This window comes from Shewanella sp. JNE2, from assembly GCF_023159115.1.
GTDB classification, from domain to species: Bacteria; Pseudomonadota; Gammaproteobacteria; order Enterobacterales; family Shewanellaceae; genus Shewanella; species Shewanella putrefaciens.
The window spans coordinates 1,322,225-1,346,563 of the sequence record NZ_CP096169.1 but is presented as its reverse complement, the minus strand read 5'-3'; the positions used below and the strand labels follow the sequence as shown (position 1 = coordinate 1,346,563).

Below are 24,339 nucleotides of genomic sequence, written 5' to 3'. Positions count from 1 at the left end.
CTCAGCTTACGCCTCAATATCAATGGTCGCCGTTTCTTGGCTAGGGCCGCCCTGCGATACCATTACCATAGCAGGACGCAGTAAACGACTATTTAGCTCGTAGCCCTTTTGCATCACTAACATCACTGTATTTGCAGGAAAATCCGCACTTGGCTGCATACCAATGGCTTGATGTTGATCAGGGTTAAATGACTCTCCTTGTGGATCAATTTGTTTAACACCAAATTTAGCCACTGCAGTAAGTAAGCTTTTTTGCGTTAACTCAACGCCTTGATAAATTGCTTTAGTCGCTTCATCTTCTGGGTTTGTCCCCATCAGAGCGCGCTCCATATTATCAAGCACTGGTAACAATTCATTGGCGAACTTTTCCAATGCAAATTTATTGGCCTTTTCCACATCCATGGCGGCACGGCGACGAATATTATCGACCTCGGCGGCGGCGCGGATGACGGAATCTTTCTGCTCTTCAACTTTCGCCAAAGCGTCAGCGAGTAACTGTTCCAACTCTTCAATACGGAAATTGGCCTGGGTAAGCTCATCAACAAGACTTGCTTCTGCGGTAGATACTTCAGACTCTACACCCTCTTGGATCAGATCCTGTTCTGCTTTAATCGATTCGTTGCTCATTTTCACTCCAGCTAAAAATGCTTTGTTTCTGAAATACTCTGGGCATATTATGGGGATCAATTTTGACGTTTCAAGGCCTAAGGCCAGATCTAGCATAAATATGACCACAAAGTTTCATACCATTGGCCTTATTGGCAAACCGCATCACCTAGGGACAAATCAAACCTTAAAACGCCTACACCATTGGCTGACGATGCAAGGCTATGAAGTCTTAGCAGAAGAGCGCGTTTCCACCGAATTAGGCACCAACATTGAAGCTGTCGATTTATTGGAAATTGGTGCACGCTGCGATTTAGCCATAGTCGTCGGTGGTGACGGTAACATGCTTGGCGCGGCAAGAGTATTGGCCCGCTTCGATTTGGGCGTAATTGGCGTTAACCGCGGTAATTTAGGCTTTTTAACAGACTTACCACCCGATGCCTTTGAAGAGGCACTCGCCAGAGTACTTGATGGGGAGTTCGATACCGAGCATAGATTCTTACTCGAAGCCGAAGTCTATCGCCACGGTATGCTAAAAGCGAGCAACACCGCCGTCAACGAAGCGGTGCTCCATCCGGGTAAAATCGCTCATATGATTGAATTTGAAGTCTATATTGACGATCAGTTTATGTACAGCCAGCGTGCCGACGGCATGATAGTGTCAACGCCAACAGGCTCTACTGCTTACGCCCTCTCGGCTGGAGGCGCTATTCTAACCCCTAATCTGCAGGCATTGATTTTAGTTCCCATGTTTCCACACACTTTATCTTGCCGTCCGATAGTAGTCGATGCATGCAGCACGATTAAGATGGTCGTGTCACCTGAAAATGGCGAGAATCTTGAGGTGAGTTGCGACGGTCATGTGCATTTGGCCGTGTTACCCGGCGATGAAATCATAATACGCCGCAGTTCTGAGCGTTTAAGGCTAATTCATCCCAAAGGGCATAATTATTTCCACGTATTAAGAACCAAATTGGGCTGGGGCAGTAAGTTATTTTAACGAGTCAAAAATAACAACTAACCAGTTTGATAAAAGTTAAAACAGAATTTACCCAGTCAACTTAAGAATTTCAGGGCACTTTTGGGGGACTGTTCTCTGAATAATATTCTTTAACTTATTAGATGTTCATCATTTTTTAACATTGCTATTGACGTATTACACAAACGACACTCTTGAATAATGTTGATTGTTCGCCCAAATTAAGTGAAATTAACTTTATTAACAGTTATTAACTTTCAAAATAAAACATAATTAATTAAGTGATATTCATCACACTAAATTTCCACATCATTTAAAAGGTGATCTAAGTCACTAATAAAAAACTCAAGAAAACCATTAAAAAAACCTTACATACAATCAGTTAAGCAAAAACCTCATTAGTGCAAAAATTCACTCACCTCAATACATGCGACCTTAATCACATCTTAAAAATGTTCAAAAAATCCATTCAATGGTCATTAATGAAATAAATGGATCAGTTAATTGCAATATTGGCAGCTAATCTGAGTAATAGTTCTATTTTTAATAACCAAAATCATCATTGAATTAAACATATATAATCAAAACTGATATCCACACCACAAACTAAGTGATCGAGATCACAGATAGAATAATCCTATGAGAGAAGCGCCCCGCAGCCCTGTAAATTAGCATTTCATTTAACACCCAAGATGATCTAGATCATATTAGTCAGACCCTGAATAGCGTCTAGTACACACCACAGAATGTCGTGACCATGATAATTGACAGTCCATACTGCGATATCTCGGTCTGAGAGTCGACATGAAGGCAAAAGCAAGAATCCAATATAAATAATAAGTCAGACCACTTTATGAAGAGGCAAGCATGACAATACTTCAACTCCTCGCTAGCTTGACGCCAGTGCTCAGTGTAATGCTCTTTTTGGTATTACTCAGAATGCCAGCATCTAAGGCTATGCCCATCTCTATGGTAGTCACAGCGCTCGCCGCCGTGTTTATTTGGCAGATGGATACCACATTACTGGCAGCATCGGTCCTAGAGGGACTGTTATCAGCCATTACACCATTAACCATCATTTTTGGTGCCGTGTTCCTACTCAATACCCTGAAATACTCAGGTGCCATGGACACAATCCGCGCAGGCTTTACTAACATCAGTGCCGATGCCCGTGTGCAGGTCATTATCATCTGTTGGTTATTTGGAGCCTTTATTGAGGGTAGTGCAGGTTTTGGTACCCCCGCAGCGATTGGCGCACCACTATTGGTATTACTGGGTGTACCACCCGTTGCCGCAGCCGTTGTAGCTTTGATTGCTGACTCAGCCTGCGTATCCTTCGGTGCAATTGGTCTACCCGTACTCTTTGGGATGGAACAGGGCCTGATCCAAGGTGGTGTAAGCATGGCTGCTGAGCAGTTTGCTGCCCATGGCGGTACCTATGCCGGTTACGCTCGATATATCGTCATGCATATGATCACTATCGACTTAATCACGGGTTCATTAATTCCGCTGGTTATGGTGACTATGCTGACAGGATTTTTTGGCCGCAATAAATCCTTTAAAGAAGGCTTAGCAATTTGGAAATTTGCCCTTTTTGCGGGTCTTGCCTTTACCGTCCCCGCATGGATCATCAACTACCTTGCAGGCCCAGAATTCCCTGCCGTTATCGGTGCATTGATCGGTATGGCTTTAGTGATCCCAGTAGCACGTAAAGGCTACTTACTCCCTAAAACACCTTGGAATGATTTTGCAGAGAATGACAACCAAGAAGGTGTGAAAATAGACGCGAAAGCCAAGTTTTCACAAATTGCCGCTTGGACACCGTATATCATCATGGCCGCGCTGTTGGTGTTATCTCGTACAGTTATGCCGCTTAAAGCATGGTTATCAAGCTTTAACATTAGCTGGACAGGCCTAATGGGCACTGAGCTTAAAGCGAGCTTCGCGACGCTATATGCACCAGGTGCCTTCTTTGTTGCAGTGTGTATTCTCGGTTTCTTCCTGTTCAAAATGAAAAGCCCAGCGATTAAGCAAACTGTCGGTGTTTCATGTAAGTCCATGTTGCCAACTATTATTTCACTAGGTGCGTCAGTGCCTATGGTGAAGATCTTCTTAAACTCAGGCGCTAATGGTGCAGGCCTTGCCTCAATGCCTGTCGCTTTAGCGGATATGTTGGCTGGCTCCATGGGCGCGGTATGGGCATGGATGGCACCTATTGTGGGGATTTTTGGTGCCTTCCTATCAGGTTCAGCCACTTTCTCGAACATGATGTTCTCCAGTCTGCAATACAGTGTGGCCGACAATGTTGGCATGAACCACACACTGGTATTGGCACTGCAAGGTATCGGTGCAAACGCCGGTAACATGATGTGCGTAATGAACGTGGTCGCCGCAGCAACGGTCGTGGGTATGGCAGGTAGAGAATCAGAAATTATTCGTAAAACAATGCCTGTTGCCATTGGTTATGCCTTACTGGCAGGCACGATAGCTACCCTATGGGGTGGATTCTAAGCCGTTTTATTTAATTGAGTGCCCGAAGCCACTGAGTGTGGCTTCGGCTTTAATCTATTAATAAAGAGAGTGATGCTATGTCGATTAACTATAAACTGGTCATCGATGATCTAAGAACGCAATTAGGCGATCATCCGGTAACGGATGATCCCGTCCGCCGTTTTGCTTGGTCTACCGATGCGAGCTACTTCAGAATCGTACCTGAAGTCGTCGTCCATGCAGAAACCCTAGAACAGGTAAAATTAACTTTAGCCGTTGCCCGAAAGCATAATGCACCTGTGACCTTTAGGGCTGCAGGTACCAGTTTATCTGGTCAGGCTATCGGTGAAGGTATTCTGTTAATCCTTGGCCATGATGGATTTAGAAAGATTGAAGTCAGTAGCGATGCCAAACAGATCACCTTAGGTGCTGCTGTTATTGGTTCAGATGCTAACGCAGTACTTGCGCCGCTTAACCGCAAAATAGGCCCAGATCCTGCCACCATCGGCTCAGCCAAAATCGGTGGTATTGTGGCAAACAATGCTTCTGGCATGTGCTGTGGTACTGCGCAAAACAGTTACCAGACTATCGCTTCTGCAAAACTCCTCTTTGCCGATGGTACAGAGCTCGATACAGGCTGTGAAAAATCAAAAGCGGCCTTCGTACAATCCCACGGAAAAATACTGGAAGCACTGACAGAACTGTCGCATATGACTCGTCATAACACGGTATTGGCAGATCGGATCCGTAAGAAGTATTCCATTAAAAATACCACAGGTTACGGTATTAACTCGTTACTCGATTTTACCGACCCATTTGACATCATTAACCACTTAATGGTGGGCATGGAAGGTACGCTAGCTTTTATTAACGAAGTCACTTACCACACGGTTAATGAAGCTAAATTTAAAGCCTCTGCCATGGCCGTATTCCACAATATGGAAGATGCCGCACGTGCCATTCCACTGATTAATGGTGAAAGTGTTTCTGCGGCAGAGCTGCTCGATTGGCCATCAATTAAAGCGGTAACGGGTAAGCCTGGCATGCCAGATTGGCTGTCTGAACTCCCTGCCCTATCAGCGATTCTACTCATTGAATCCCGTGCTGATGATGCTCAAACGCTCGAAAACTATACCCAAGATGTTACTGCAAAACTTGCTGGCTTCGACTTTATTCGCCCGATGGAATTTAGTACTAATCCTGCGGTTTATGACAAATATTGGGCAATGCGCAAAGGATTATTCCCGATTGTTGGCGGTGAACGTCCAAAGGGAACCTCAGTTATTATCGAAGACGTAGCCTTTGAACTAGAGCACCTTGCGGCTGCGGCGCACGATATCACAGAGCTTTTCCATAAGCATGGTTACCCTGAAGGCTGTATCTATGGCCATGCGTTAGCAGGCAACTTCCACTTTATTATTACCCCCACTTTCTCGACTCAAGCCGATATCGATCGTTTCCATGCCTTTATGGATGATATTGCCGATATGGTGATTAACAAATACGACGGTTCAATGAAAGCTGAGCATGGCACTGGCCGTGCTGTTGCGCCGTTCGTTGAAAAGGAATGGGGACAAGATGCTTACACTTTGATGAAGAGCATCAAGCAGATATTTGATCCACAAGGTATTCTAAACCCAGGCGTTATTCTTAACGATGATAGCAATGTCCACGTTAAAAACATCAAGCCTTGCCCAGTGGTCGATGATTTTGTCGATAAATGTATTGAATGTGGTTTCTGTGAAAAGACCTGTCCGACATCAGCCCTTAACTTCTCACCACGTCAGCGTATTGCCACCCTGCGTGAAATTGAGCGTTTAGAGCAGTCCGGTGATAAAGCTGCTGCAGCCGAAATGCGCGCCGCCGCTAAATATGATGTAGTTGATACCTGCGCCGCCTGTCAGCTTTGTACTATTGCCTGTCCCGTTGATAACAGCATGGGTCAACTGGTGCGTAAACTGCGCACGCCTTATATCACCACCACAGAGCAAAAAGTATTAGATTTCCAAGCTAAACACTTTGGCGCAGTTAACCAAGTGATCAGCACAGGTTTTGATATGCTTGGCGTGATCCACAAGATCACCGGCGATGGCATTACTGGCGCGCTGATGAAAACCGGCCGTTTAATTTCAAAAGAAGTGCCCTATTGGAATCCTGATTTCCCGAAAGGCGGCAAACTGCCAAAACCATCACCAGCTAAAGCCGGCCAAGAAACCGTGGTTTACTTCCCTGCATGTGGCGGCAGAACCTTTGGCCCAACACCAAAAGATCCCGATAACCGCACTCTACCAGAAGTCGTTGTGACGCTACTGGAACGCGCTGGCTATAACGTCATCACGCCAGAAAAAACACGCGACTTATGCTGTGGCCAAATGTGGGAATCAAAAGGCGACTTTAAAAACGCCGATGCAAAACGCCAAGAGCTTATCGATGCAGTGAGTAAAATGACCAATGGCGGCAAGTTGCCAGTACTGGTTGATGCGTTAAGTTGTACCTACAGAACCTTAACAGGTAATCCTAAAGTGCAAATTATCGACCTTGTCGAATTTATGCATGACAACCTACTTAACAAACTTAACATCAGTAAAAAGGTCAATGTTGCCCTGCATTTAGGCTGTAGTGCCCGTAAGATGAAACTTGAACCTAAGATGCAAGCAATTGCCAATGCCTGCTCTGCTCAAGTGTTAAAACCTGCGGGAATTGAATGCTGCGGTTACGCCGGTGAAAAAGGGTTATATAAACCTGAAATTAATGCCAGCGCCTTACGTAATATCAAAAAACTTATCCCTGTGGATATTAAAGAAGGCTATTACGCTAACCGCATGTGTGAGGTAGGTTTAACTCAACACAGTGGTATTTCTTACCGCCATTTAGCCTATTTACTGGAAGAATGTAGCCGATAGTCAATGAGTTAATATGTTACAAACGGGGTGATTTTTAGCCCCGTTTATTTAGCACTGTAGACTTTTCTCATTAATTATTTATTTGGTTGTTTTATTACAAAAAAACAGCCCGCAAAAACCACAAATAACCATTTAAAATCAAACGGATATAACATTTTCATTTTTGAGAAAATCTACAAGATCATTTTCTAAATTAGGACTACTTATTTCGCTAAGATAGGCCTATATTTGTTCAACTACCTTAGCATTTGTGTGGACTTTGGGGTCACAGTGCAAGGCAATGTCGCTCACTAACAAGAAAGAGAAAACACAATGAAAATCGCACTTTTCATCCCGTGTCTAGTCAACCAAATGATGCCAGATGTCGCAATTGCTACCTTGGAATTATTAGAGAAACTCGGACACCAAGTGGTTCTACCCGCGGGTCAAACATGCTGTGGCCAGCCAATGACAAACTCGGGTTGTTTCGACGAAGCACGCAGTACTACCCTTAAATTGCTCAATGCCTTTAAGGGTGTGGAATGCGATGCTATTGTTTGCCCCGCCGCTTCTTGCTTAGTGGCCGCCAAAGAGAATTTCCATGAGTTTGATAGCAGCCCAGAAGCCCAGGCTGTGATCAACAAACTCTATGAACTCACCGAGTTTTTACACGACATTGCGCCGATCCCCGCCTTTACCAAGCCCTTCGCGCATAAAATTAGCCTACAACTCAGTTGCCATGGCATCCGGATGTTAAGCCTTGCAACACCAAGTGAGCAAATGGGGCCAAGATTCAATAAAGTTGAAGCCGTATTAGCCAACATTGCAGGCATCGAAATTGTTTACCCCGATCGCCGCGATGAATGCTGTGGCTTTGGTGGTACTTTCGCCGTTGATGAAGGCGCTGTATCAGCCAAGATGGGTAAAGACAAAGCGCAATCCCATGCCGCAACGGGTGCTGCTTATGTGGTCGGTTTCGATCCCTCATGCCTATTGCACTTAGATGGCATGATCCGCAGACAGCAATTGCCGATTGAAATTCGCCACATAGCGCAAGTGATCAACGCGGCGCTTTAGGAGACTCACCATGGCTTACCAACATAATCACGGGGCTCATGGCTCCCAAGTGCATGCCCACAAAGCAGATATATTTTGTCGCGATGAAGCTCGTGTCGACTGGCATTCAAAGGCGCTTTGGATGCTCAGAGAAAAACGCGACCGCGCCGCGGGTAGCATCCCAGAATGGGAACAACTGCGTCAGCTTGGTTCAGAAATTAAGCTCCACACGCTAACCCATCTTGCCCAATACCTTGAAACCTTTGAACAAAGCTGTATTGCTAATGGTATAAAAGTCCACTGGGCAAAAGATGGTGCCGAGCACAATCGTATTGTCCATGACATTTTATCCCGCCACAAAGTCAAAAAATTGGTGAAATCTAAATCGATGCTCACCGAAGAATGTCACCTTAATCCCTACCTCGAAAAACAGGGTATTGAGGTCATAGACACAGATTTAGGTGAGCGCATTATTCAGCTCGCCCAAATGCCACCATCGCATATTGTGGTGCCCGCTATCCATATGAAAAAGGAAGAAGTCGGTGATCTCTTCCATGAAAAACTCGGCACTAAAGCAGGGGCAGCCGATCCCTTGTATTTAACCCGCGCCGCCCGTGCCCACCTGCGTGAACAGTTCCTTAGCGCCGATGCCGCGATGACAGGCGTGAACATGGCAATCGCCAATACAGGTACTGTCGTTGTCTGCACGAACGAAGGTAACGCCGATATGGGCGCTAACCTGCCTAAGTTGCAGTTGCACTCAATGGGGATCGACAAAATTGTCCCTGATATCGACAGTGCTGCCGTTTTACTGCGAACACTGGCGCGCAATGCCACCGGCCAACCTGTCACAACTTATAGCGCCTTTTACCGTGGCCCACAGCCCGAAGGTGAGATGCACATTATTATCGTCGACAATGGCCGCACTGAAATGCTCAAGGATAAAATCCTCGCAGAATCATTGAAGTGTATTCGTTGTGGTGGCTGTCTCAATACTTGCCCTGTGTATCGCCGCTCCGGTGGTTATAGCTACAACTACACCATTCCCGGCCCTATCGGGATTGCCGTTGGCGCTAAATTGGATGACACTAACTCGATTGCTTGGGCCTGTACCTTGTGTGGTAGCTGTACTTTTATCTGCCCGACTAAAGTACCGCTCGATAAGATTATTCATCACCACAGACGCCTTAAGGCTGAGGCACGACAACTCCCTTATGGCAAAAATAGTTATATGCCATTAGTGGGTAAATTTATGGCCAGTGAAACCATGCTAAATTGCTCTATGAGTGTGGCAAGAACCGCGCTACGCATTTTACCCGGTAGTCTACTCAAGCCATTTAGCGGCGCATGGGGCAAATACCGTGAACTCCCAGTCGCCCCCAATTCCAGCTTCGAAGCTTGGTTTAAGAAACACAGGAGCCTATAAGATGTCTAGTAAACTTGAAATTCTCAATGCGCTCAAACTGTCAGCCTTAATCAATCACCCAATGCCAAGCATCGAAGTGGAGCCAAGGCTCGAAAACCTCGTCGGACAGTTTGAGACTAACCTCAATACTGTGGCAGGCACACTGCACAAAGAAGGTGGTCTTGCTGCCCTACAAGCAAAAGTGGATGAACTTATCGCCCAAGGGTTACAAGTGATCTCCTTAGTTGATGGGATAAAAGCCAATCGTGAAATGCCACCCACCGCCCACGAGCTTAGGGATATAGATTATGCAGTGATCCCGGGTGACATTGGCGTTGCCGAAAATGGTGCCATTTGGGTTAACAATAAGAATCTAGGCCACAGAGTGACACCCTTTATCTGTGAAAACCTTATCTTAGCCTTGCCAGCGAATAAGATTGTGCCGAACTTACATCAGGCAGCTAAAGAAGTCACGTTAGCCTCAGGTGAGTTTGGGGTGTTTATCGCGGGTCCATCAAAAACTGCCGATATCGAACAAGCTCTCGTCGTCGGCGCCCACGGTGCCTGCAGCTTGAACGTGTATTTGCTCTAGAACCACGAATGATGATGTAAAGTAACCTAGAAAACGCAAAGGTTACGGGACAATCGAAACACAAAAGCCGCCGTCATCGGCGGCTTTCTTATTTAAACTTTAGCATAACGATATTTAAGAGATTTGATTTGTACGGGTTATGTTACCTACAGATACAGACTTGTTATGGCATTCGCTCGCCGACTCGGTGAATAGAAATCGAGGGGTTCTACGCTTATGAACGAGAGCCATATATGGCGAACTGGCAGTTAAATACGGATGTTGTTCAAGTCAGTCTGTGGATGCGTCCTGCTCTTTGATGAGCGGGCGCTATCCCTGATATTTACCAACGTACTTTAAAATGAATGCTTAAATGTTTTTTATGTTAAAAGCCTGATTTCCTACAATATCGCCGCTGCCTAAGGCGACAGTTAGTGATAAATAGGGGCTCGTCAGGCTGCTTTATCAAGTCGCTTTAACCGCGTGCGATAGTGCACATACTGAGGATACCTTGATAGTATCATCGACTCGGTTGATAGTATTCTCGACTATGTCCATGAGGCATTTATAGTAAAGGTGAGTAAATGAACGAGGTATTACTACAAATAAAGGCGCTCACCAATGGTGATCCTTTGTTGACGGCTGTCATTGTTGGAGTATTAACATTTACGTTAATTGGACTCGTAGGCTACATGCTAAAAGATGTCCCCGCAAAGCTGTTAAGTTGTCTCAGTAGTCTGCTGTTTGTGCGGCTCACTATAGACGATAGCCATCAGGCGCGCACAGAGGTATTCAATAAGCTGTCCTTTTTGATCAGTAATACTACTATTCCATTTTTTTCACGCTCTATCTCTGAGGCCGTGTACTTTGACTATAGTGTGAGTTACGACGGACGTGTCAGTGTTAAGTCTATCGGCTACGGTATGCACCTGTTTAAATACGCTGGTTGTTTTATGTTGGCTACCCGCTCTAAGGTCGATAGTACGATGGCATACGATACTATTACGGTAAGTGCACCATGGTGGGCAAAAGATAAACTATATCGTTTTTTAGAAGATACTCGTGGAGACATCTCTACTGAGCCGAAAGTGAATATTTTCGAAGAAACCGAATGGTGTCGCTACGGCACATTGAAATCATCGGGTTTTAGTGAATTAGTGCTAGATGAAGGGTTTAAGCAGGAGTTGATGAGGGAAGTTGATAACTTCGCCAGTAGGGGAAAATCGGTTGTAAGTAAGCTAACCATACTGTTACATGGCAAAACGGGTACAGGTAAGACGGGTATAGCGAGAGCCTTAGCTGTTGAGTATCATCGCGATCTTTACATATTGAATCTATCGACTGTCAATGATGCCACTATTCATAAGGCTATTAGAAAAGTGCCACCCGGAGCTATGTTGTTAATAGAGGACTGTGACTGTGTAAAGGCGACGGTATCGCGTGCTGCTGAAAGCAATGTAGATAATCCACCACTTACTTTAGGTGGCGTTCTAAACGCGTTAGACGGAATCGTTCCTCTTGATGATTGCCTTGTCATAATGACCACAAATCATCTTGATAATCTTGACCCCGCGTTGATACGTAAAGGTCGTGTAGATGTCAATATTGAAGTACCACTTATCAGTGCAAAACAAGTTAATGAAGACTACTTTGAGCGTTTTGGCGCAGTTCTTAATAGAACTGAGCCATTGTTAGGTTGTGAAGTCTATGAACTCCATCGCAGAGCGAGCTTAAGATATGGAGTGTGTTGTAAACCAGTGTAACCCTCCTCCGAAATAGACTCATTCAACGGTCAACGCTATTTGGCTATTGCTTTAACCGAGTACTTATTAGGGTCTGAGTAAACCTTCCTCAGACCCTTTAACTATTAATTACACCGCAACATCGATAGCAAAAACCGCTTCAAGTTCAAATAATAATGACTCAACCCAACCTCATCGTTTTTACCCCAATAGGCATCATCACCCACTTTTTATTCAAAAAGTAACGCACTGCGACAGCAAGGATCAGAATTCAGATAATAGGGAGTGATTTTAAAGAGGGGTTCAAGACTTATCTGGATTCTGCGGGGGCGAGATATAAACCACCTTGTTCAATGCTAAACCCAAGCATAGTCGGAGGTTAACTACTGCGCTATTAAGGTTGGGTGTCTATTTAGACTTACAACAACCGTAACCACCGCGGCTTGGGACTGGAAACGCTACGCGTTGACAGTCCCTCTTGAGGCGTTTGTCATGCATGTGCCACAACGCGGGCCATATGGTAAACATCAACGTAGCTACCATTTCTGAACGCATAAGCTTTCGACTCACCTTCAATTTCAAAGCCGAACTTCTTGTACAAATTGATCGCTCGTTCGTTATCCACATAGACCGTCAATTCGATTCGTTTCAAATTAAGCCAGTTATCTGCCAAATCGATAACCGTTTTCAGTAAAGCACTACCAACACCTAAACCTTGAGCATCGTCTTTTACGCCCATGCCGAATGTACCAACGTGACGACGTCTCGGATTGGTACATAGATCAAAGCCCAAATTACCGACGACTTCACCGTCGACTAGTGCCACATACGCATAAACATGATCTGGAATATTCTGGAAACGTTTTTCCCACATATCGGAGGAAGGAAGTGGAAGTTGTAATGTGCCAGTGTAGGCATTTGGGCACTCATAAATTCCTTTTATCGCTTTAGCATCTGATGGCTCTGCTCGCCTTACTTCAACAACCATAGTTTCTCTTTTCCCAAAAAATGCATAACGCCCACATTTAGCGCGAAAAACCGCGCAGTGGATTGACGTCGCAGCCAGCGCTTTTTGCTGGCGATAAAATTTTTGTTAACTGCCTTTGCTTTTTCTTGGAATTGCTTTTTGAAGGCCATCCGTTAATAACACTGCAAAAGCAGTGTGATGAGTCAACCCTGGCAATACTTTGGATTGAATGCTTAAGCCTTGATAATTTCGTGATTTTAGCTGATTCTCAAATGCCAACATTTGCTCAACCATACTACCCTCTTCACTGCCAATATACATAAACACACTTGCTTTCATACCCTTATTACTTTTTGCATAGTCACTTTCCATCCGAAACATCACTTTGTTGTCATACCAGAACGATGGGCTACCTAAGATGTAGTCATCAAATAACTCGGGATTAGTCATTAGGATGTGAGCTCCAAGCAATCCGCCATATGAATGGCCAACAAATATTTTTTTATCCTGTCTGATTCGATATGTTTGACTAATCAGAGGTAAAACCTCGTCTGAAATGAAACTAATGTACTGACTGGCTTTACCTGAATACTTCTGAACTTCGAGCGAATGTCCCCTTTTTTCATTTGGGGCATATGTTGGTGTGTAGTCTCTTGTGCGACTAAGCAAAAGGTTATGCCCTTTGGAATATGAAATCCCTACAATAATGACATCCTCGATATCCCGGCCTGCCATCAGATGCACAATGCCGCTCGCCACTGCAACTGAATAACCTGTGTCATTTAATAATACCAACGGGTATTTTTTGTTATTTTCTGAGTAATCGTTAGGCAGGCGGATATACAGTTCGTACTCCAATCCGCTTACTTCAGATTTTATTTGCAGGGTATGCGTATTTCTAATTTTAAATTCAGTGCTTTCCTTGGCACTTAGTGGCATAGAGAAAAAAACAACGATAGCAAAAGCCAACTTAATAAACTTAAAAAACATCATTTTCCTTAAATGTGCGAAGGTTAAACTCAGCTAACAGTGTATTACCCGTACTTCGAATAAAACCTAATTCAAAAGGAGTTGAATATTGATATGTAACGAGTAAACAATACTAATTTTACAGAAACTTAGCACCACCACGATATGTTTCCAACAAATTTTTATGTGGAAAATCGAGATCTTATTTACCAAGAAGTATTTTGCCGCGGTATGCTAATCCTAAAGCTGAAAAAGTTAATTAACTTCAGTTAGTTAAACTTACTCCCAAAAAATAGAAAACGATACGGTTTAGCTCAGTCTTTCCCAAAAACTTTCAGTTTCCTGCTATACCTGTACATATACAGTGATTAGCAGGACGTGAGTTGCGCCTTTTAAAAAACGTTGAGGAATTCGAAACGACAAAATGATAAAAAATTTTAGTGTACCCAAACAACATTTCAGTGTTGTTATGTGAACAAGTAGCTCACTTTGGGATAATAACAAATGACATTTACACAAAAGCCGCCTAGGGTCGGCGGCTTTTTACTGGGATAGATAAATAGACTGCAAATAAATAAGCCACTTAAAGTGATGGGCTAGACGTAAACTCGTTTAGTGCATCTTCTGAGGTTGGCTCATATTCCACCACCAGTTTATTAGGTGTCAGCCGATAAACTCTCACCTCAATATTCCCTCGCACAGCATAAATTAAAGCGCCGCCATAGGTTGTTTCCAAGATCTCCCGCAGGAACCTGCTCGGCGGCGCCAATATACAGGCACCCTGACAATACTGTTAAGTTTGCAGAGAGATAATTCGAATTGAGTCCAGCCTCACCTAGCTTGCGGAAAATTTCAACCTCATAACAGCCATCGGCACCGAGTCCCACAAATAGCACATGACCTTGATTGATTTCCAAAATTTCGTCACTCGGCACAGACCACCAATCAGCCGTATCTTCGCAGCGATGAGTTAATGCCGCGGGATCAAATATCGCCATTGTGGCGGTATCGGTGTCAAACTGAGTTGTTGTATAGGGTTGATTCATCATCCTCGCCTACTAACAGAATATGATTCTGACTACCTGTTTTATTCTTGATAACCCAAAACCAAAATAGAAAAATCGCCATAACATTATGGCCGTTACTACCACTTACTTACAACAATCCGCTACATAAACGCTTTGGTAAACGCTTCCTTCGACTGGCGAATATAGTTACGTGCACTTTTAGCGTGTTGCTCCCATACAGCGCGATCGCTTGGGTCGGTAAAGGGGTTTTGTTCAGTGGCAATTGATCGTTCAAACTTATCGTAAAAGGTCAACATCGCCGAGGTAATTTGATTAAAACGCTCTTTGAACTCTTGGAATTCATCAATTTTTTCAGTGGTTTTAATCATATATTGCACTAACTCAGCATTGCTGTTTGATGCCAGTAATGCCTCCGCTTTTGCGCTAATATTGGCGCTCGCCTCGCTAATCACCAGTGCACGAGTCTGCTCATCCTTGCTCATCACTCGACTGTAGTTTTCTGGTGTGCGGGCAATACTGGCATGCTGTAAATAACTGCGTAGATGTCCGTCGAGGTCTCGACGGAACGTATCTAAATTCTTTTGCATACTGACTAAATCATTATCGAGGGCGGTAACCTGTTGCAGTTCTTTCTCGATTTCAGACATAAAACGTTCAGCCTGCTGATAAATTCTAAGGCCATTTTCTTCGGCAAACTTTTTATCACTGCGGCTTAAGTCACTATTGTCATAGTTAGAACGGTCAAAGGTGGCCGCTAAAAATGATTTGAACGGTTCGGCAAAGGCAGAATAGGCACCTGCGCTCACTACGTTTAATGTCGCGGTTGCTAAGTCACCAAAGGGTTTGACCATAGAGCCTAGACGCGCCTGCTGTATGGGAGATGCTACACGCTTGGTATCGTTTAATACCGACCTAAAGGTATTGTAGCCCAGCGGATTAGACATTTTATTGCGCTCAGAGGTCGCAAGCACAAAGGTAATACTGGAATAAATCGCATTCGAGTACTCAAGATATTGTCTTTGGCTTTCAAGTTGGGCAGCGTAGTTTTTACCTAAAGTTCTAAAGGACTCTGCTTGAACTTCGTAGTTTTTATCTTCTTTTAGCTTATCTAAAATGCCACCGATAATTTTTTGCTCATTTTTTTGCAGGGCAATATCGAGGCGAATTTTATCTAAGCTGAGATCATCCAAGCTGATGGGACCATTAATGGCTTCAATATCGAGGCGAATATACTGGCGGCTGGGATCATCAATAGACACCCGATGGGCTAAATACTCTTTTGTACCAGGAGTGATATCAATCAAGGCAACATGTTGCCACTGGGCATCCAGTTTTAATACTGGCGAGGTTAATACATTGATCCGATACTGAGTTTGGATATTTTGAGTCTTCACCCAAAACTCCAACAGACCCGCTTCCGCGACAGGGCACTTACTCACAATGCTGCTATTACCTTCGGCACACAACAAAGCACTTTCACCGCTGTGTGGCTCGGCGCCTTCAAACTGACACCCCATGATCCACGACCAAGGTTGCGCTAAGCGGTTGCCTTCAAAATCGCTAGCAAACACTAACTCATTGTCTTTAGCACTGGCATTTACGGTATTGAACACGCCGAACAACAGCATAAAGATGACTGTAGTGGTGCGCATAAGAGCCTCATCAAACAAAAAAACAAAATCAACGGGCCGCACAATCAGCCCAATATCCGGTTGTATCTACAGCCAAAGACACCTAGGACAGCAGCATTAAGGTCGTTTATTCGTAATATGACCAAGTATTCACTGTACTACTTAATGAGCCATTTTTTAGCAAGTAGATTAAACCAGCGAAATGTATCAGAGCACATCATCCCACGCTAGTCTTAAGTCAATATACTCTTTAAAGATATCTTACTAAGGTAAACGGTTATCCACCTTCTTCATTGCATAAAACATCCATAGGGTCAGCAAAGTACTGCAAGTCGCGAGCGATATCCAAACCCCTATAACCCCAAATGCCCAAGCAAAACAGTAAATAATGGCCGCGATCAGGACAAGTTTAGTGCCAGTCAAGATAGAGGCCTGTTTTGAACAATTAATGGCTTGGAAAAAACTTGCCCCAACTAAGATTAACCCTTCCATAGGTAAGCCCCAGAAATACCAACGCATGCCTTCAATGGCTACAGGTGTTAGGTTCGGGTTATCACCAGCAAATAAATACACTAACCACTCAGGGCGAGAGTAAATCAAGGCAAGCCCTAAGGCTGCTGTAAGTAATGTCATCGTAAAGGCGATATTGCGCGCTTGTTTAACTCTGTCAAAACGCCCTGCACCCGCGTTGAAGCTATAGATAGGTTGAGTGCCAAGGGCTATGCCCTCAAAAATCAGATAGAAAAATGCTTCGGTGTAACTCACCACCCCGTAGGCCGCCACGTGCAATGGCCCACCAACCCATAAAAATGCCGTGTTGTGCAGAGTGAGCACAATTGATAAATAAAGGTTCATCAAAAAGCTAGGTAAACCCACGCGGGCAATATTCACACAATTATCAAACTTAAGCTTCATTTGCTCTAAGTTGATTTTAAGCTGGGTACGAGAGCCAAAAAAATGCTGTAAACACAGTAAGCCCGTCACAGCCTGCGCTAACATGGTCGCAATCGCGGCGCCCGCCAAACCAAAGGGAAATACCACGATAAATAACCAATCTAAGAAAGTGTTGAGTACCCCCCCTAAAATTAACACAAAGGTCACCATAGATGGCCGACCATCATTACGTAAAAGTGTGGTAAAGGCCATTGAGATGATGGGGAAATGGCACAGGGCGAAATACCAGAATAAATATTGATTGGCATTTTCGAGGATATCCCCTTGTGCACCAAGGGCAATTAAAATATCCCGTGAAAATAATCCGCCCATAAGGGCAAAAAATCCACCTGCCAATAAACACAAACTAAAGGCATTACCCAAGAGTTTGCGGGCTTTAATCACGTTACCTTGACCAAGATTGATTGACACTAATGCTGCACTACCCATGCCTATCATAGCGCCGATGGCATATAAAATGGCCCCGACTGGGTAAGCTAACATCATCCCTGCTAGCCCCGCTTCACCTAAATAGTGCCCCACGAAAATCCCATCAATAGTCACATACACACCCGTTACCAACATGGAGGCAATGGTGGGTATGGTATAACGCCAAAAAAGCTTAGAAATCGGCTCTTGGAGTAAATGTTGATCCGTCTGGGGTTGGGATACTGCTGTCATTACCGTGTCTCACTATCATTAGGAAAAGGCGCGCATTAGAAAAGTAAATCTATAATGGACAAAAATGCGGCAACGGATTGTACCTAAATTCGACAAGAATACAAAATGCATATTCATCATTTTTAAAGTTAAAAAAACAATAATCACAACAACTTAAGCATAAACACTTACATTCCAGCCAGACGACATTATGCCTACAACTAAGCAACAGTTGTGGGCTAACTCATCATTTTTTGCTACTTTTTTGGCGTTTTAAGCTGAATTAGGTAAAGTGGGAACTTAAATCAACCCAAGGCAGTTTAGTGCTGAACACTAAGCATTTAACTAAAATTTTTATATACCTTGATAAACAATGTGTTATGTAATCACAGAACAAATAACAATAATAAAGGGAAGAATATGAGTCAAAATAGCCCAAATGCAGAGAACGATCTGCGTGAAGTCAAACAGCTGGGAATGTGGGCTTCCATCACGAGTTTAAGTTATATTTTTTGGCTCGTTGGGGGGATGGAACTGGTTGAGCGAATCGCCTATTACGGCGTAAAAGCCAGTGCGGGCCTCTACGCAAAAGCACCAGAATCGGCAGGTGGATTAGGGATTAGCCTAAGCGACTACGGCATTATTATTTCCCTCTGGGCCATTATGCAGACCTTTGTACCTGTATTTACAGGGGGCGTTTCCGACCGCGTTGGTTACAAAGAAACCATCTTTGGCTCCACCATCATTAAAATCTTTGGCTATTTAGTTATGGCATTTTTCCCCAGCTTTTGGGGGTTCCTCGTTGGTGCATTACTGCTCGCGATAGGCACAGGGATATTTAAACCCGGCATTCAAGGCACCTTAGTACTCAGTACCCAGCGTAACAATACCTCTATGGCTTGGGGGATTTTTTACCAAATAGTTAACATTGGTGGTTTCCTCGGGCCCTTGGTTGCCGTACATATGCGTCAACTGTCATGGGACAATGTCTTTTTTGCCTGTGCCGCCATTATCTCGCTCAATTTTTTATTTTTACTTACTTATACAGAACCAGGTAAAGCAGAGCGACTAGAGCGCAATAAACACATTAAATCAGGGGAAATTAAGCAAGAAGCGCTCTGGCGCGATGCTTGGCGAGAGCTAAAAAAACCAATTGTGATCTACTACATGCTGGTATTTTCTGGTTTTTGGTTCCTATTCAACGCGCTATTTGATGTACTGCCTATCCATATTTCCGAATGGGTTGATACCAGTGTAATAGTAACCTCCTTGTTTGGAACCGAAGGCACCCGCAACGGTATTCTGCAATTCTGGCTTGGCCTTAATAACTAAGGTACTAAGGTCATGCCTGAAGGCATGCTTAACCTCAATGCGGGTTTGATTATGACCTGCTGCTTTATTGTCGCCGCGCTGACTGCGAAATATCGGATCACCACAGCAATGTTCGCAGGTTGTTTACTGAGTATTCTGGCCTTTGTGTTTATTGGCGCTTTCCATGCCGCGTGGTTTATCGTACTGGCCATTGCCATGTTCTCTATTGGTGAGATGATGATAAGCCCGAAGAAAAATGAGTTTATGGGGAATATTGCCCCCGAAGGCAAAAAAGCCATGTACTTGGGATTTGTGATGTTGCCCCAAGGAATTGGCTGGGGATTAGAAGGCTATTTTGGCCCTAAACTCTATGAGATTTATGCATCAAAGGAGCTATTTTCACGGGATTTACTGCTAGAACGCGGCATGAACAGCGCAGAGGTCAGTGCCATTCCACAGGGTGAAGCCTTTACCACTTTGGTGAGCTACACAGGTGAAAATGCACACGATCTTACCCAACTGTTGTACCACAGCCACAATATTGGCATGGCATGGTACATCATCGCCGCCATTGGGACTATCTCGGCGGTGGGCATTTATATCTATGGTAAGTGGTTACTTACTCTGCAAAAATCCCAACAGTACGCCTAACCGCCGAATATAAGATAAGCAGTACAAGATAAGGCCACAGTCTCATTTTGTACTGTTTATCTTCCCATCATAAAACCATCAAAAAGCACGTAACAGTTCAGCGGTAAACTGATCAGGCGAGAGCAATAAACCTAATCTCTCGATTTGCGTATTCAACCGATTAAGCTCTTGAGTCAGCGCGGACAACGTCAGTGTATTGTCATCCAGTAAATACACTTGCCTTAAACTGGTGTAATAAAAAAGCAGCGTAATCAACGCATTCACATCATTCTGCGCCGCAGCAGCTTTAATCTTTATCAATTTGCGATAGATACGATTATGGAGTTGTTTCAATTGCCACACATAATAAATTTCACTGAAAAAAGTTCGGTCTTTTAAGTTGTAAATCACGGCGCTACACAGACCCAGACTGAAAATCACCCCTAAGAGATTCCAATGAAAATTACCTGTTGGCTCACCAGGGACAGGCGTCGCACCAAAGAGTGCAATTAATCCAGAACCAAAAGCCAGCGACAAAACAACTAGGCTTACAACTAGAATAACAATGAATAAATTCATGTTTTTACGATATAAAGTTTTATCTATTTCCTGCAGCTTCATAACATCCCGCTCAAATAGCCCATCCAGCATTGGCGTATAAATTATTTAGCGTCAAAGCATACCTGAAATACAGCGTGAATACTCACAACCAATGATACAAATTGAAACCAATAGGTTTAAGCAAATAGGCTCATGTAAATAGGGTTAATCAATCTAAAGATCATCTACTTATACACCTTCAAGTTAAGGGTAGAAAACAACCCATTCATTTATCTCAAGATATAAAAATACGCTAGTGCGCCAAAAATAGGCGTAAAATTTGCTAACCTTAACTCTAAAGTTAAAGACGAAATTGTCGCCTTATATACCTGATACACAATACAGTGCTCTTACCTTCCGCATTCAAATCACTCAAGGGATGACATGATATTTAGCAAAGTCAACGCACTCGTTGCTCTTTTGGTACTCCATGGCCTTTGCTTAACGGCGCAGGCTAAAGACCTACTTGCTGTTGGTACTAGCTTTAGCCAAATCTTTGAACAAAAATCGAATGGTGAATACACAGGTTTAGGTGTCGATATTTTGAATCGCTTCGCAGAGCAAGCCAATGTGACCATTCACTATCAAATTACGCCTTGGCGCCGCGCGCAATCTATGGTCGAGCGTGGTCAAGCCGATATCCTTATTGGGCCTTACCACACGAAAGAAAGGGAAGCATTTTTAGCCTTTTCTGAAAAAGCATTCTATCGTGATGAAATCGTGTTTTATGCCCGTAAAGATAAGATAAACCGTTGGAATGGTGAATACGATAGCATTAAAAATCAGCGCATAGGTAAAATGCAAGGCTGGAGTTATGGCGCCACATTTACCGAGCAAACTCAAATGCTCGCTATTAATGAATTTGTCGATCTTAAGAGTGGTATTGAACGTTTATCTAGGGGCGATCTCGATTTACTTGCCACCAATCGCCGCAATACGGATGCTGAACAATTAAAAATCACAATCTCACATACGATTGAACCTATAGTTCCCATCATTGATATACAAGATGGCTTTATGGCTTTCCCTAAACAGGGCGAATTTATCCCATTACGACTGCAATTCGATCATTTTTTTAATGACATGATAAAAACAGGGGAACTCCTACAACTGAGTAAAACCTATGGTGTCGCGATTCCTCCTTAGGTTTGTTATATCATCAGGATATCACTAAGCACTCGATTAACTGCTGTTCAATCTGTTCCCAATCCAGATCTTCCATAGCAATCATTTCTAATCTTGAATCTAACGTATCGTCTAAGGCGATGACATTAAACTCCTTATCTACCCAGTTAAATCCAGCGATACCATCGGTAGTGATCATCACTGCTTTTAACCTCAGTAATGTACTCCCAGTCCCTGACAGTGGTGTCTGGCGCTGAATAAAGGCCATTAACTTGTCAAAATCAAACTCTTGGCTCGGCTCAAAAACCCAGCCACAGCTAAAACAGCCTTCCCCTTGGTTTTGCTTTCTCAACATGCCACGCGGATCAAATGCTAATGTTTGCTCACTTGCTCCTTCCGCAAAAAGACTCGCTTGCGCTAGAGGACGTAACAGCCCTGAGGGTTTTGTGACTGGAGTAGGTTTAACCTTAAGGACTTGATGAGTACGATTCAAATATGTTGATAATGCCGCAGGCAATTCCTGTTCGAAACTGTGGCGAATAATGGGAATATCCGTTTTCGATAACATGTACAGATAAGCTTGAAGTTCTGTCATCACATCTGAAATATGTGGAAGTGCGGGCTTTGGATATAAATCGGCTTTAGTGGCAATAACAACATCAGCGACTTGTAACTGCTGAATAAAATTAGCATGTTCACTGTAGCGTGGATCGCTTACCTTTCGGGCATCAACTAAACATAACGTGCTACGCAATGAAATCACATTCTGATAATGGGGTGCGGACAATACTTTGATAATCTCATTAGGATGACCAAGCCCTGTGGGTTCAATCAATAAACGGTCGGGTTTAACACGGGCAATTAATTGATTTATGGCGACTTGAGTCGGCACCCCTGCCGCACAGCACATACAGCCACCAGCCACTTCACGAATTTGGATCCCTGAGTCACTATTATTGAGTAAGCTTGCATCAATCCCCACTTCACCAAACTCGTTCACCAACACAGCCCAAGTCTCTCCCTCGGGTTTAGTTGCTAGTAATTGCTTGATTAAAGAGGTTTTTCCGACACCTAAAAAACCGGTAATGATATTGGTAGGAATGGCTTTTACTATCATAGATAAGCTCACTTGGCGCTAACGAGGGAGAGTTGAAAGCGTGAGTGTATGGGCATTATCCTTTAAGCTCAACAAAAAGCGCACGGATAAAAGTGCGCTTTGTGGCAAGTGAGGCTAGCCGTTTTTCTTACCGCGAGATACGCCAAACCCAGAACGACTCCCTGAGTGAGGTTTTGGTTTAGTCGTATTAAAAGGTTTGCCCGCAGATCCTTTTCCTTCTGCACCATGCGCCTTATCTTTCGCATACTTTCCCTCACGAGTCGGGCTTTCTCGCATCGCATCGCGCCCGATGTTCTGACGAGAACGAGCTTGGCTTTCGCTGGATTTACCGATAGCACGATCCTTTGGCGCTTTATAACTCCATTTAGCGGGTTTGGTCGGCGATGCGGGAATATCACGATAACGAGCGGGCAGCGGTGTACCTTCCTCATAACCGGGCTGCACTGACACTGGCAGTTTCTGCTCAATTAAAGCTTCAATTTCAGCCAGCATCTCATCATCAGAGGGCGAAACAAACGAAATCGCACGCCCCGCTAATCCCGCACGCCCTGTTCGGCCAATGCGGTGGATATAATCTTCGGCAAAAAATGGCAACTCTAAGTTGATAACCAAAGGTAGTGCTTGAATATCTAAGCCGCGGGCGGCAACATCGGTCGCAACCAATACACGCAACTTACCTAGCTTAAAGTCTTCCAATACCCGATTACGGGCGCCTTGGGTTTTATCACCGTGGAATACACCAGCGGCTATGCCATCAAGCTTTAATTCTTGTAATAAATGCTCGGCGCTTTCCTTAGTGCTTGCAAACACGAGGACTTGGCGCCAATTGTTACGGCCAACGAGTTCTGACAACAACTCGGCTTTACGGCGCTTATCAACCCGATACACTTCTTGAACAACGGTAGATGCGGTCGTCGTGTCGGCAACATTCACCCACTGAGGCTCATTTAGCATCTTTTGTGCAAGCTGTTTGACTGCATCACTGTATGTGGCCGAGAACAGCATGGTTTGGTGCACGGGCGCGATTAAGCGTTTCACTTTTTCAATATCGCGTACAAATCCCATATCTAACATGCGATCGGCTTCATCGATCACTAAGGTTGTCACACTCGACAAATCTAACTGGAATTGGCCGATAATGTCGAAGAGTCGACCCGGTGTCGCCACGAGGATATCAACGCCCTGCTCCACCCCTTTACGCTGGGGATTCATATTGGCGCCGCCGTAAACTGCGATTGTTTTCAGTGGCAGGAATTGGCTGTATTTCTGGATATTGTCACAAACTTGAATAGCCAGTTCGCGGGTGGGGGTCATCACCAAGGCGCGTAAAATCGGTTTGTCGTTGCCATCATTAACTAAAATCTCAGCCGCCAACTTTTCAAGTACGGGCAGAGCAAAGGCTGCCGTCTTCCCCGTACCCGTTTGGGCGCAGGCCATAATATCTTTGCCTTCAAAGGCTAGTGGGATCACTTTCTCTTGTACTTGAGTGAGTTGCTGATAGCCACACTCAGTTATCGCATTCAAAATAGGAGAAGATAGACCGAGTGTTTCAAATTTCATAGGAACTCTTTAGATAAGTGGCAGAACAGTAATTCAAGATGAGACTCAATGTGCCCAATGCGGGGCGCGGAGTCTAC

At 44.2% G+C, this 24,339-nt stretch carries 17 protein-coding genes and 2 pseudogenes; 9 read left to right on the top strand and 10 right to left on the bottom strand.

Translation table 11 applies throughout. From position 1 onward, the window contains the following. Window positions 1-6: 6 nt before the first annotated feature. The gene (gene grpE, locus MZ182_RS06075; protein WP_011790104.1) at window positions 7-627 is read right to left on the bottom strand and encodes a nucleotide exchange factor GrpE; all 621 of its coding nucleotides are present in this window, start codon (window positions 625-627) and stop codon (window positions 7-9) included. A gap of 100 nt (window positions 628-727) precedes the next feature. Between grpE and nadK the strand changes: the two genes are divergently transcribed. The 7 genes from nadK (at window position 728) to MZ182_RS06040 (ending at window position 11,752) form a co-directional block, all read left to right on the top strand. Then, the gene (gene nadK, locus MZ182_RS06070) at window positions 728-1,606 is read left to right on the top strand and encodes an NAD(+) kinase (protein ID WP_081429782.1); all 879 of its coding nucleotides are present in this window, start codon (window positions 728-730) and stop codon (window positions 1,604-1,606) included. A gap of 846 nt (window positions 1,607-2,452) precedes the next feature. Then, window positions 2,453-4,096, top strand: a complete 1,644-nt coding sequence (locus tag MZ182_RS06065) for an L-lactate permease (RefSeq protein ID WP_011790106.1) — start codon at window positions 2,453-2,455, stop codon at window positions 4,094-4,096. Between the two features lie 77 nt (window positions 4,097-4,173). Beyond that, the gene (locus tag MZ182_RS06060) at window positions 4,174-6,978 is read left to right on the top strand and encodes an FAD-binding and (Fe-S)-binding domain-containing protein (RefSeq protein WP_011790107.1); all 2,805 of its coding nucleotides are present in this window, start codon (window positions 4,174-4,176) and stop codon (window positions 6,976-6,978) included. 312 nt (window positions 6,979-7,290) lie between these two features. Beyond that, window positions 7,291-8,034, top strand: a complete 744-nt coding sequence (locus tag MZ182_RS06055; protein ID WP_011790108.1) for a (Fe-S)-binding protein — start codon at window positions 7,291-7,293, stop codon at window positions 8,032-8,034. 10 nt (window positions 8,035-8,044) lie between these two features. Continuing rightward, a complete protein-coding gene (locus MZ182_RS06050) occupies window positions 8,045-9,439 on the top strand; it encodes a lactate utilization protein B (protein ID WP_011790109.1) in 1,395 nt (464 codons plus the stop codon). Between the two features lies 1 nt (window position 9,440). After that, entirely contained in the window at window positions 9,441-10,010 is a 570-nt protein-coding gene (locus MZ182_RS06045) for a LutC/YkgG family protein (protein ID WP_014610169.1), read from the top strand. A gap of 563 nt (window positions 10,011-10,573) precedes the next feature. Beyond that, a complete protein-coding gene (locus tag MZ182_RS06040) occupies window positions 10,574-11,752 on the top strand; it encodes an AAA family ATPase (protein WP_248065647.1) in 1,179 nt (392 codons plus the stop codon). Window positions 11,753-11,866: 114 nt separating this feature from the next. Here MZ182_RS06040 and MZ182_RS21430 read toward each other — a convergent pair. The 6 genes and pseudogenes from MZ182_RS21430 to MZ182_RS06015 form a co-directional block, all read right to left on the bottom strand. Continuing rightward, window positions 11,867-12,069 (bottom strand): annotated as a pseudogene (locus MZ182_RS21430) (hypothetical protein); the annotation flags it as partial. A 152-nt stretch (window positions 12,070-12,221) separates the two neighbouring features. Next, window positions 12,222-12,719: a GNAT family N-acetyltransferase gene (locus tag MZ182_RS06035; RefSeq protein WP_248065646.1), complete on the bottom strand. Its 498-nt coding sequence runs from the start codon at window positions 12,717-12,719 to the stop codon at window positions 12,222-12,224. 105 nt (window positions 12,720-12,824) lie between these two features. Beyond that, the gene (locus MZ182_RS06030) at window positions 12,825-13,691 is read right to left on the bottom strand and encodes an alpha/beta hydrolase (protein WP_248065645.1); all 867 of its coding nucleotides are present in this window, start codon (window positions 13,689-13,691) and stop codon (window positions 12,825-12,827) included. Window positions 13,692-14,350: 659 nt separating this feature from the next. Further along, entirely contained in the window at window positions 14,351-14,716 is a 366-nt protein-coding gene (locus MZ182_RS06025) for a DUF6386 family protein (RefSeq protein ID WP_248114741.1), read from the bottom strand. 119 nt (window positions 14,717-14,835) lie between these two features. Beyond that, on the bottom strand, window positions 14,836-16,347 hold the full coding sequence (locus MZ182_RS06020) for a hypothetical protein (RefSeq protein WP_248065643.1): 1,512 nt from the start codon (window positions 16,345-16,347) through the stop codon (window positions 14,836-14,838). A 243-nt stretch (window positions 16,348-16,590) separates the two neighbouring features. After that, a complete protein-coding gene (locus MZ182_RS06015; protein WP_248065642.1) occupies window positions 16,591-17,940 on the bottom strand; it encodes an MATE family efflux transporter in 1,350 nt (449 codons plus the stop codon). 399 nt (window positions 17,941-18,339) lie between these two features. Between MZ182_RS06015 and MZ182_RS06010 the strand changes: the two are divergent. Next, window positions 18,340-19,881 (top strand): annotated as a pseudogene (locus tag MZ182_RS06010) (MFS transporter). A gap of 78 nt (window positions 19,882-19,959) precedes the next feature. Here MZ182_RS06010 and MZ182_RS06005 read toward each other — a convergent pair. Then, on the bottom strand, window positions 19,960-20,481 hold the full coding sequence (locus MZ182_RS06005; RefSeq protein WP_248065641.1) for a DUF3087 domain-containing protein: 522 nt from the start codon (window positions 20,479-20,481) through the stop codon (window positions 19,960-19,962). Window positions 20,482-20,844: 363 nt separating this feature from the next. Between MZ182_RS06005 and MZ182_RS06000 the strand changes: the two genes are divergently transcribed. Next, complete coding sequence (locus MZ182_RS06000) at window positions 20,845-21,606, top strand: substrate-binding periplasmic protein (protein WP_011918941.1); 762 nt, start codon at window positions 20,845-20,847, stop codon at window positions 21,604-21,606. 13 nt (window positions 21,607-21,619) lie between these two features. On the opposite strand, the gene MZ182_RS05995 is transcribed toward MZ182_RS06000, so the two are convergent. Next, window positions 21,620-22,702, bottom strand: a complete 1,083-nt coding sequence (locus MZ182_RS05995; RefSeq protein WP_115015728.1) for a CobW family GTP-binding protein — start codon at window positions 22,700-22,702, stop codon at window positions 21,620-21,622. Window positions 22,703-22,816: 114 nt separating this feature from the next. Beyond that, a complete protein-coding gene (locus tag MZ182_RS05990) occupies window positions 22,817-24,262 on the bottom strand; it encodes a DEAD/DEAH box helicase (RefSeq protein ID WP_248065640.1) in 1,446 nt (481 codons plus the stop codon). Between the last annotated feature and the right edge of the window lie 77 nt (window positions 24,263-24,339).

Excerpts from the sequence above, each read along its gene's own strand:
- MZ182_RS06025 (WP_248114741.1), bottom strand. The coding sequence starts at position 14,716 with ATGATGAATCAACCCTATACAACAACTCAGTTTGACACCGATACCGCC.
- MZ182_RS06050 (WP_011790109.1), top strand. The coding sequence starts at position 8,045 with ATGGCTTACCAACATAATCACGGGGCTCATGGCTCCCAAGTGCATGCC.
- MZ182_RS05990 (WP_248065640.1), bottom strand. The coding sequence starts at position 24,262 with ATGAAATTTGAAACACTCGGTCTATCTTCTCCTATTTTGAATGCGATA.
- MZ182_RS06020 (WP_248065643.1), bottom strand. The coding sequence starts at position 16,347 with ATGCGCACCACTACAGTCATCTTTATGCTGTTGTTCGGCGTGTTCAAT.
- MZ182_RS06040 (WP_248065647.1), top strand. The coding sequence starts at position 10,574 with ATGAACGAGGTATTACTACAAATAAAGGCGCTCACCAATGGTGATCCT.
- MZ182_RS06055 (WP_011790108.1), top strand. The coding sequence starts at position 7,291 with ATGAAAATCGCACTTTTCATCCCGTGTCTAGTCAACCAAATGATGCCA.
- nadK (WP_081429782.1), top strand. The coding sequence starts at position 728 with ATGACCACAAAGTTTCATACCATTGGCCTTATTGGCAAACCGCATCAC.
- MZ182_RS06000 (WP_011918941.1), top strand. The coding sequence starts at position 20,845 with ATGATATTTAGCAAAGTCAACGCACTCGTTGCTCTTTTGGTACTCCAT.
- MZ182_RS06065 (WP_011790106.1), top strand. The coding sequence starts at position 2,453 with ATGACAATACTTCAACTCCTCGCTAGCTTGACGCCAGTGCTCAGTGTA.
- MZ182_RS06035 (WP_248065646.1), bottom strand. The coding sequence starts at position 12,719 with ATGGTTGTTGAAGTAAGGCGAGCAGAGCCATCAGATGCTAAAGCGATA.
- grpE (WP_011790104.1), bottom strand. The coding sequence starts at position 627 with ATGAGCAACGAATCGATTAAAGCAGAACAGGATCTGATCCAAGAGGGT.
- MZ182_RS06015 (WP_248065642.1), bottom strand. The coding sequence starts at position 17,940 with ATGACAGCAGTATCCCAACCCCAGACGGATCAACATTTACTCCAAGAG.
- MZ182_RS05995 (WP_115015728.1), bottom strand. The coding sequence starts at position 22,702 with ATGATAGTAAAAGCCATTCCTACCAATATCATTACCGGTTTTTTAGGT.
- MZ182_RS06030 (WP_248065645.1), bottom strand. The coding sequence starts at position 13,691 with ATGATGTTTTTTAAGTTTATTAAGTTGGCTTTTGCTATCGTTGTTTTT.
- MZ182_RS06005 (WP_248065641.1), bottom strand. The coding sequence starts at position 20,481 with ATGAAGCTGCAGGAAATAGATAAAACTTTATATCGTAAAAACATGAAT.
- MZ182_RS06060 (WP_011790107.1), top strand. The coding sequence starts at position 4,174 with ATGTCGATTAACTATAAACTGGTCATCGATGATCTAAGAACGCAATTA.
- MZ182_RS06045 (WP_014610169.1), top strand. The coding sequence starts at position 9,441 with ATGTCTAGTAAACTTGAAATTCTCAATGCGCTCAAACTGTCAGCCTTA.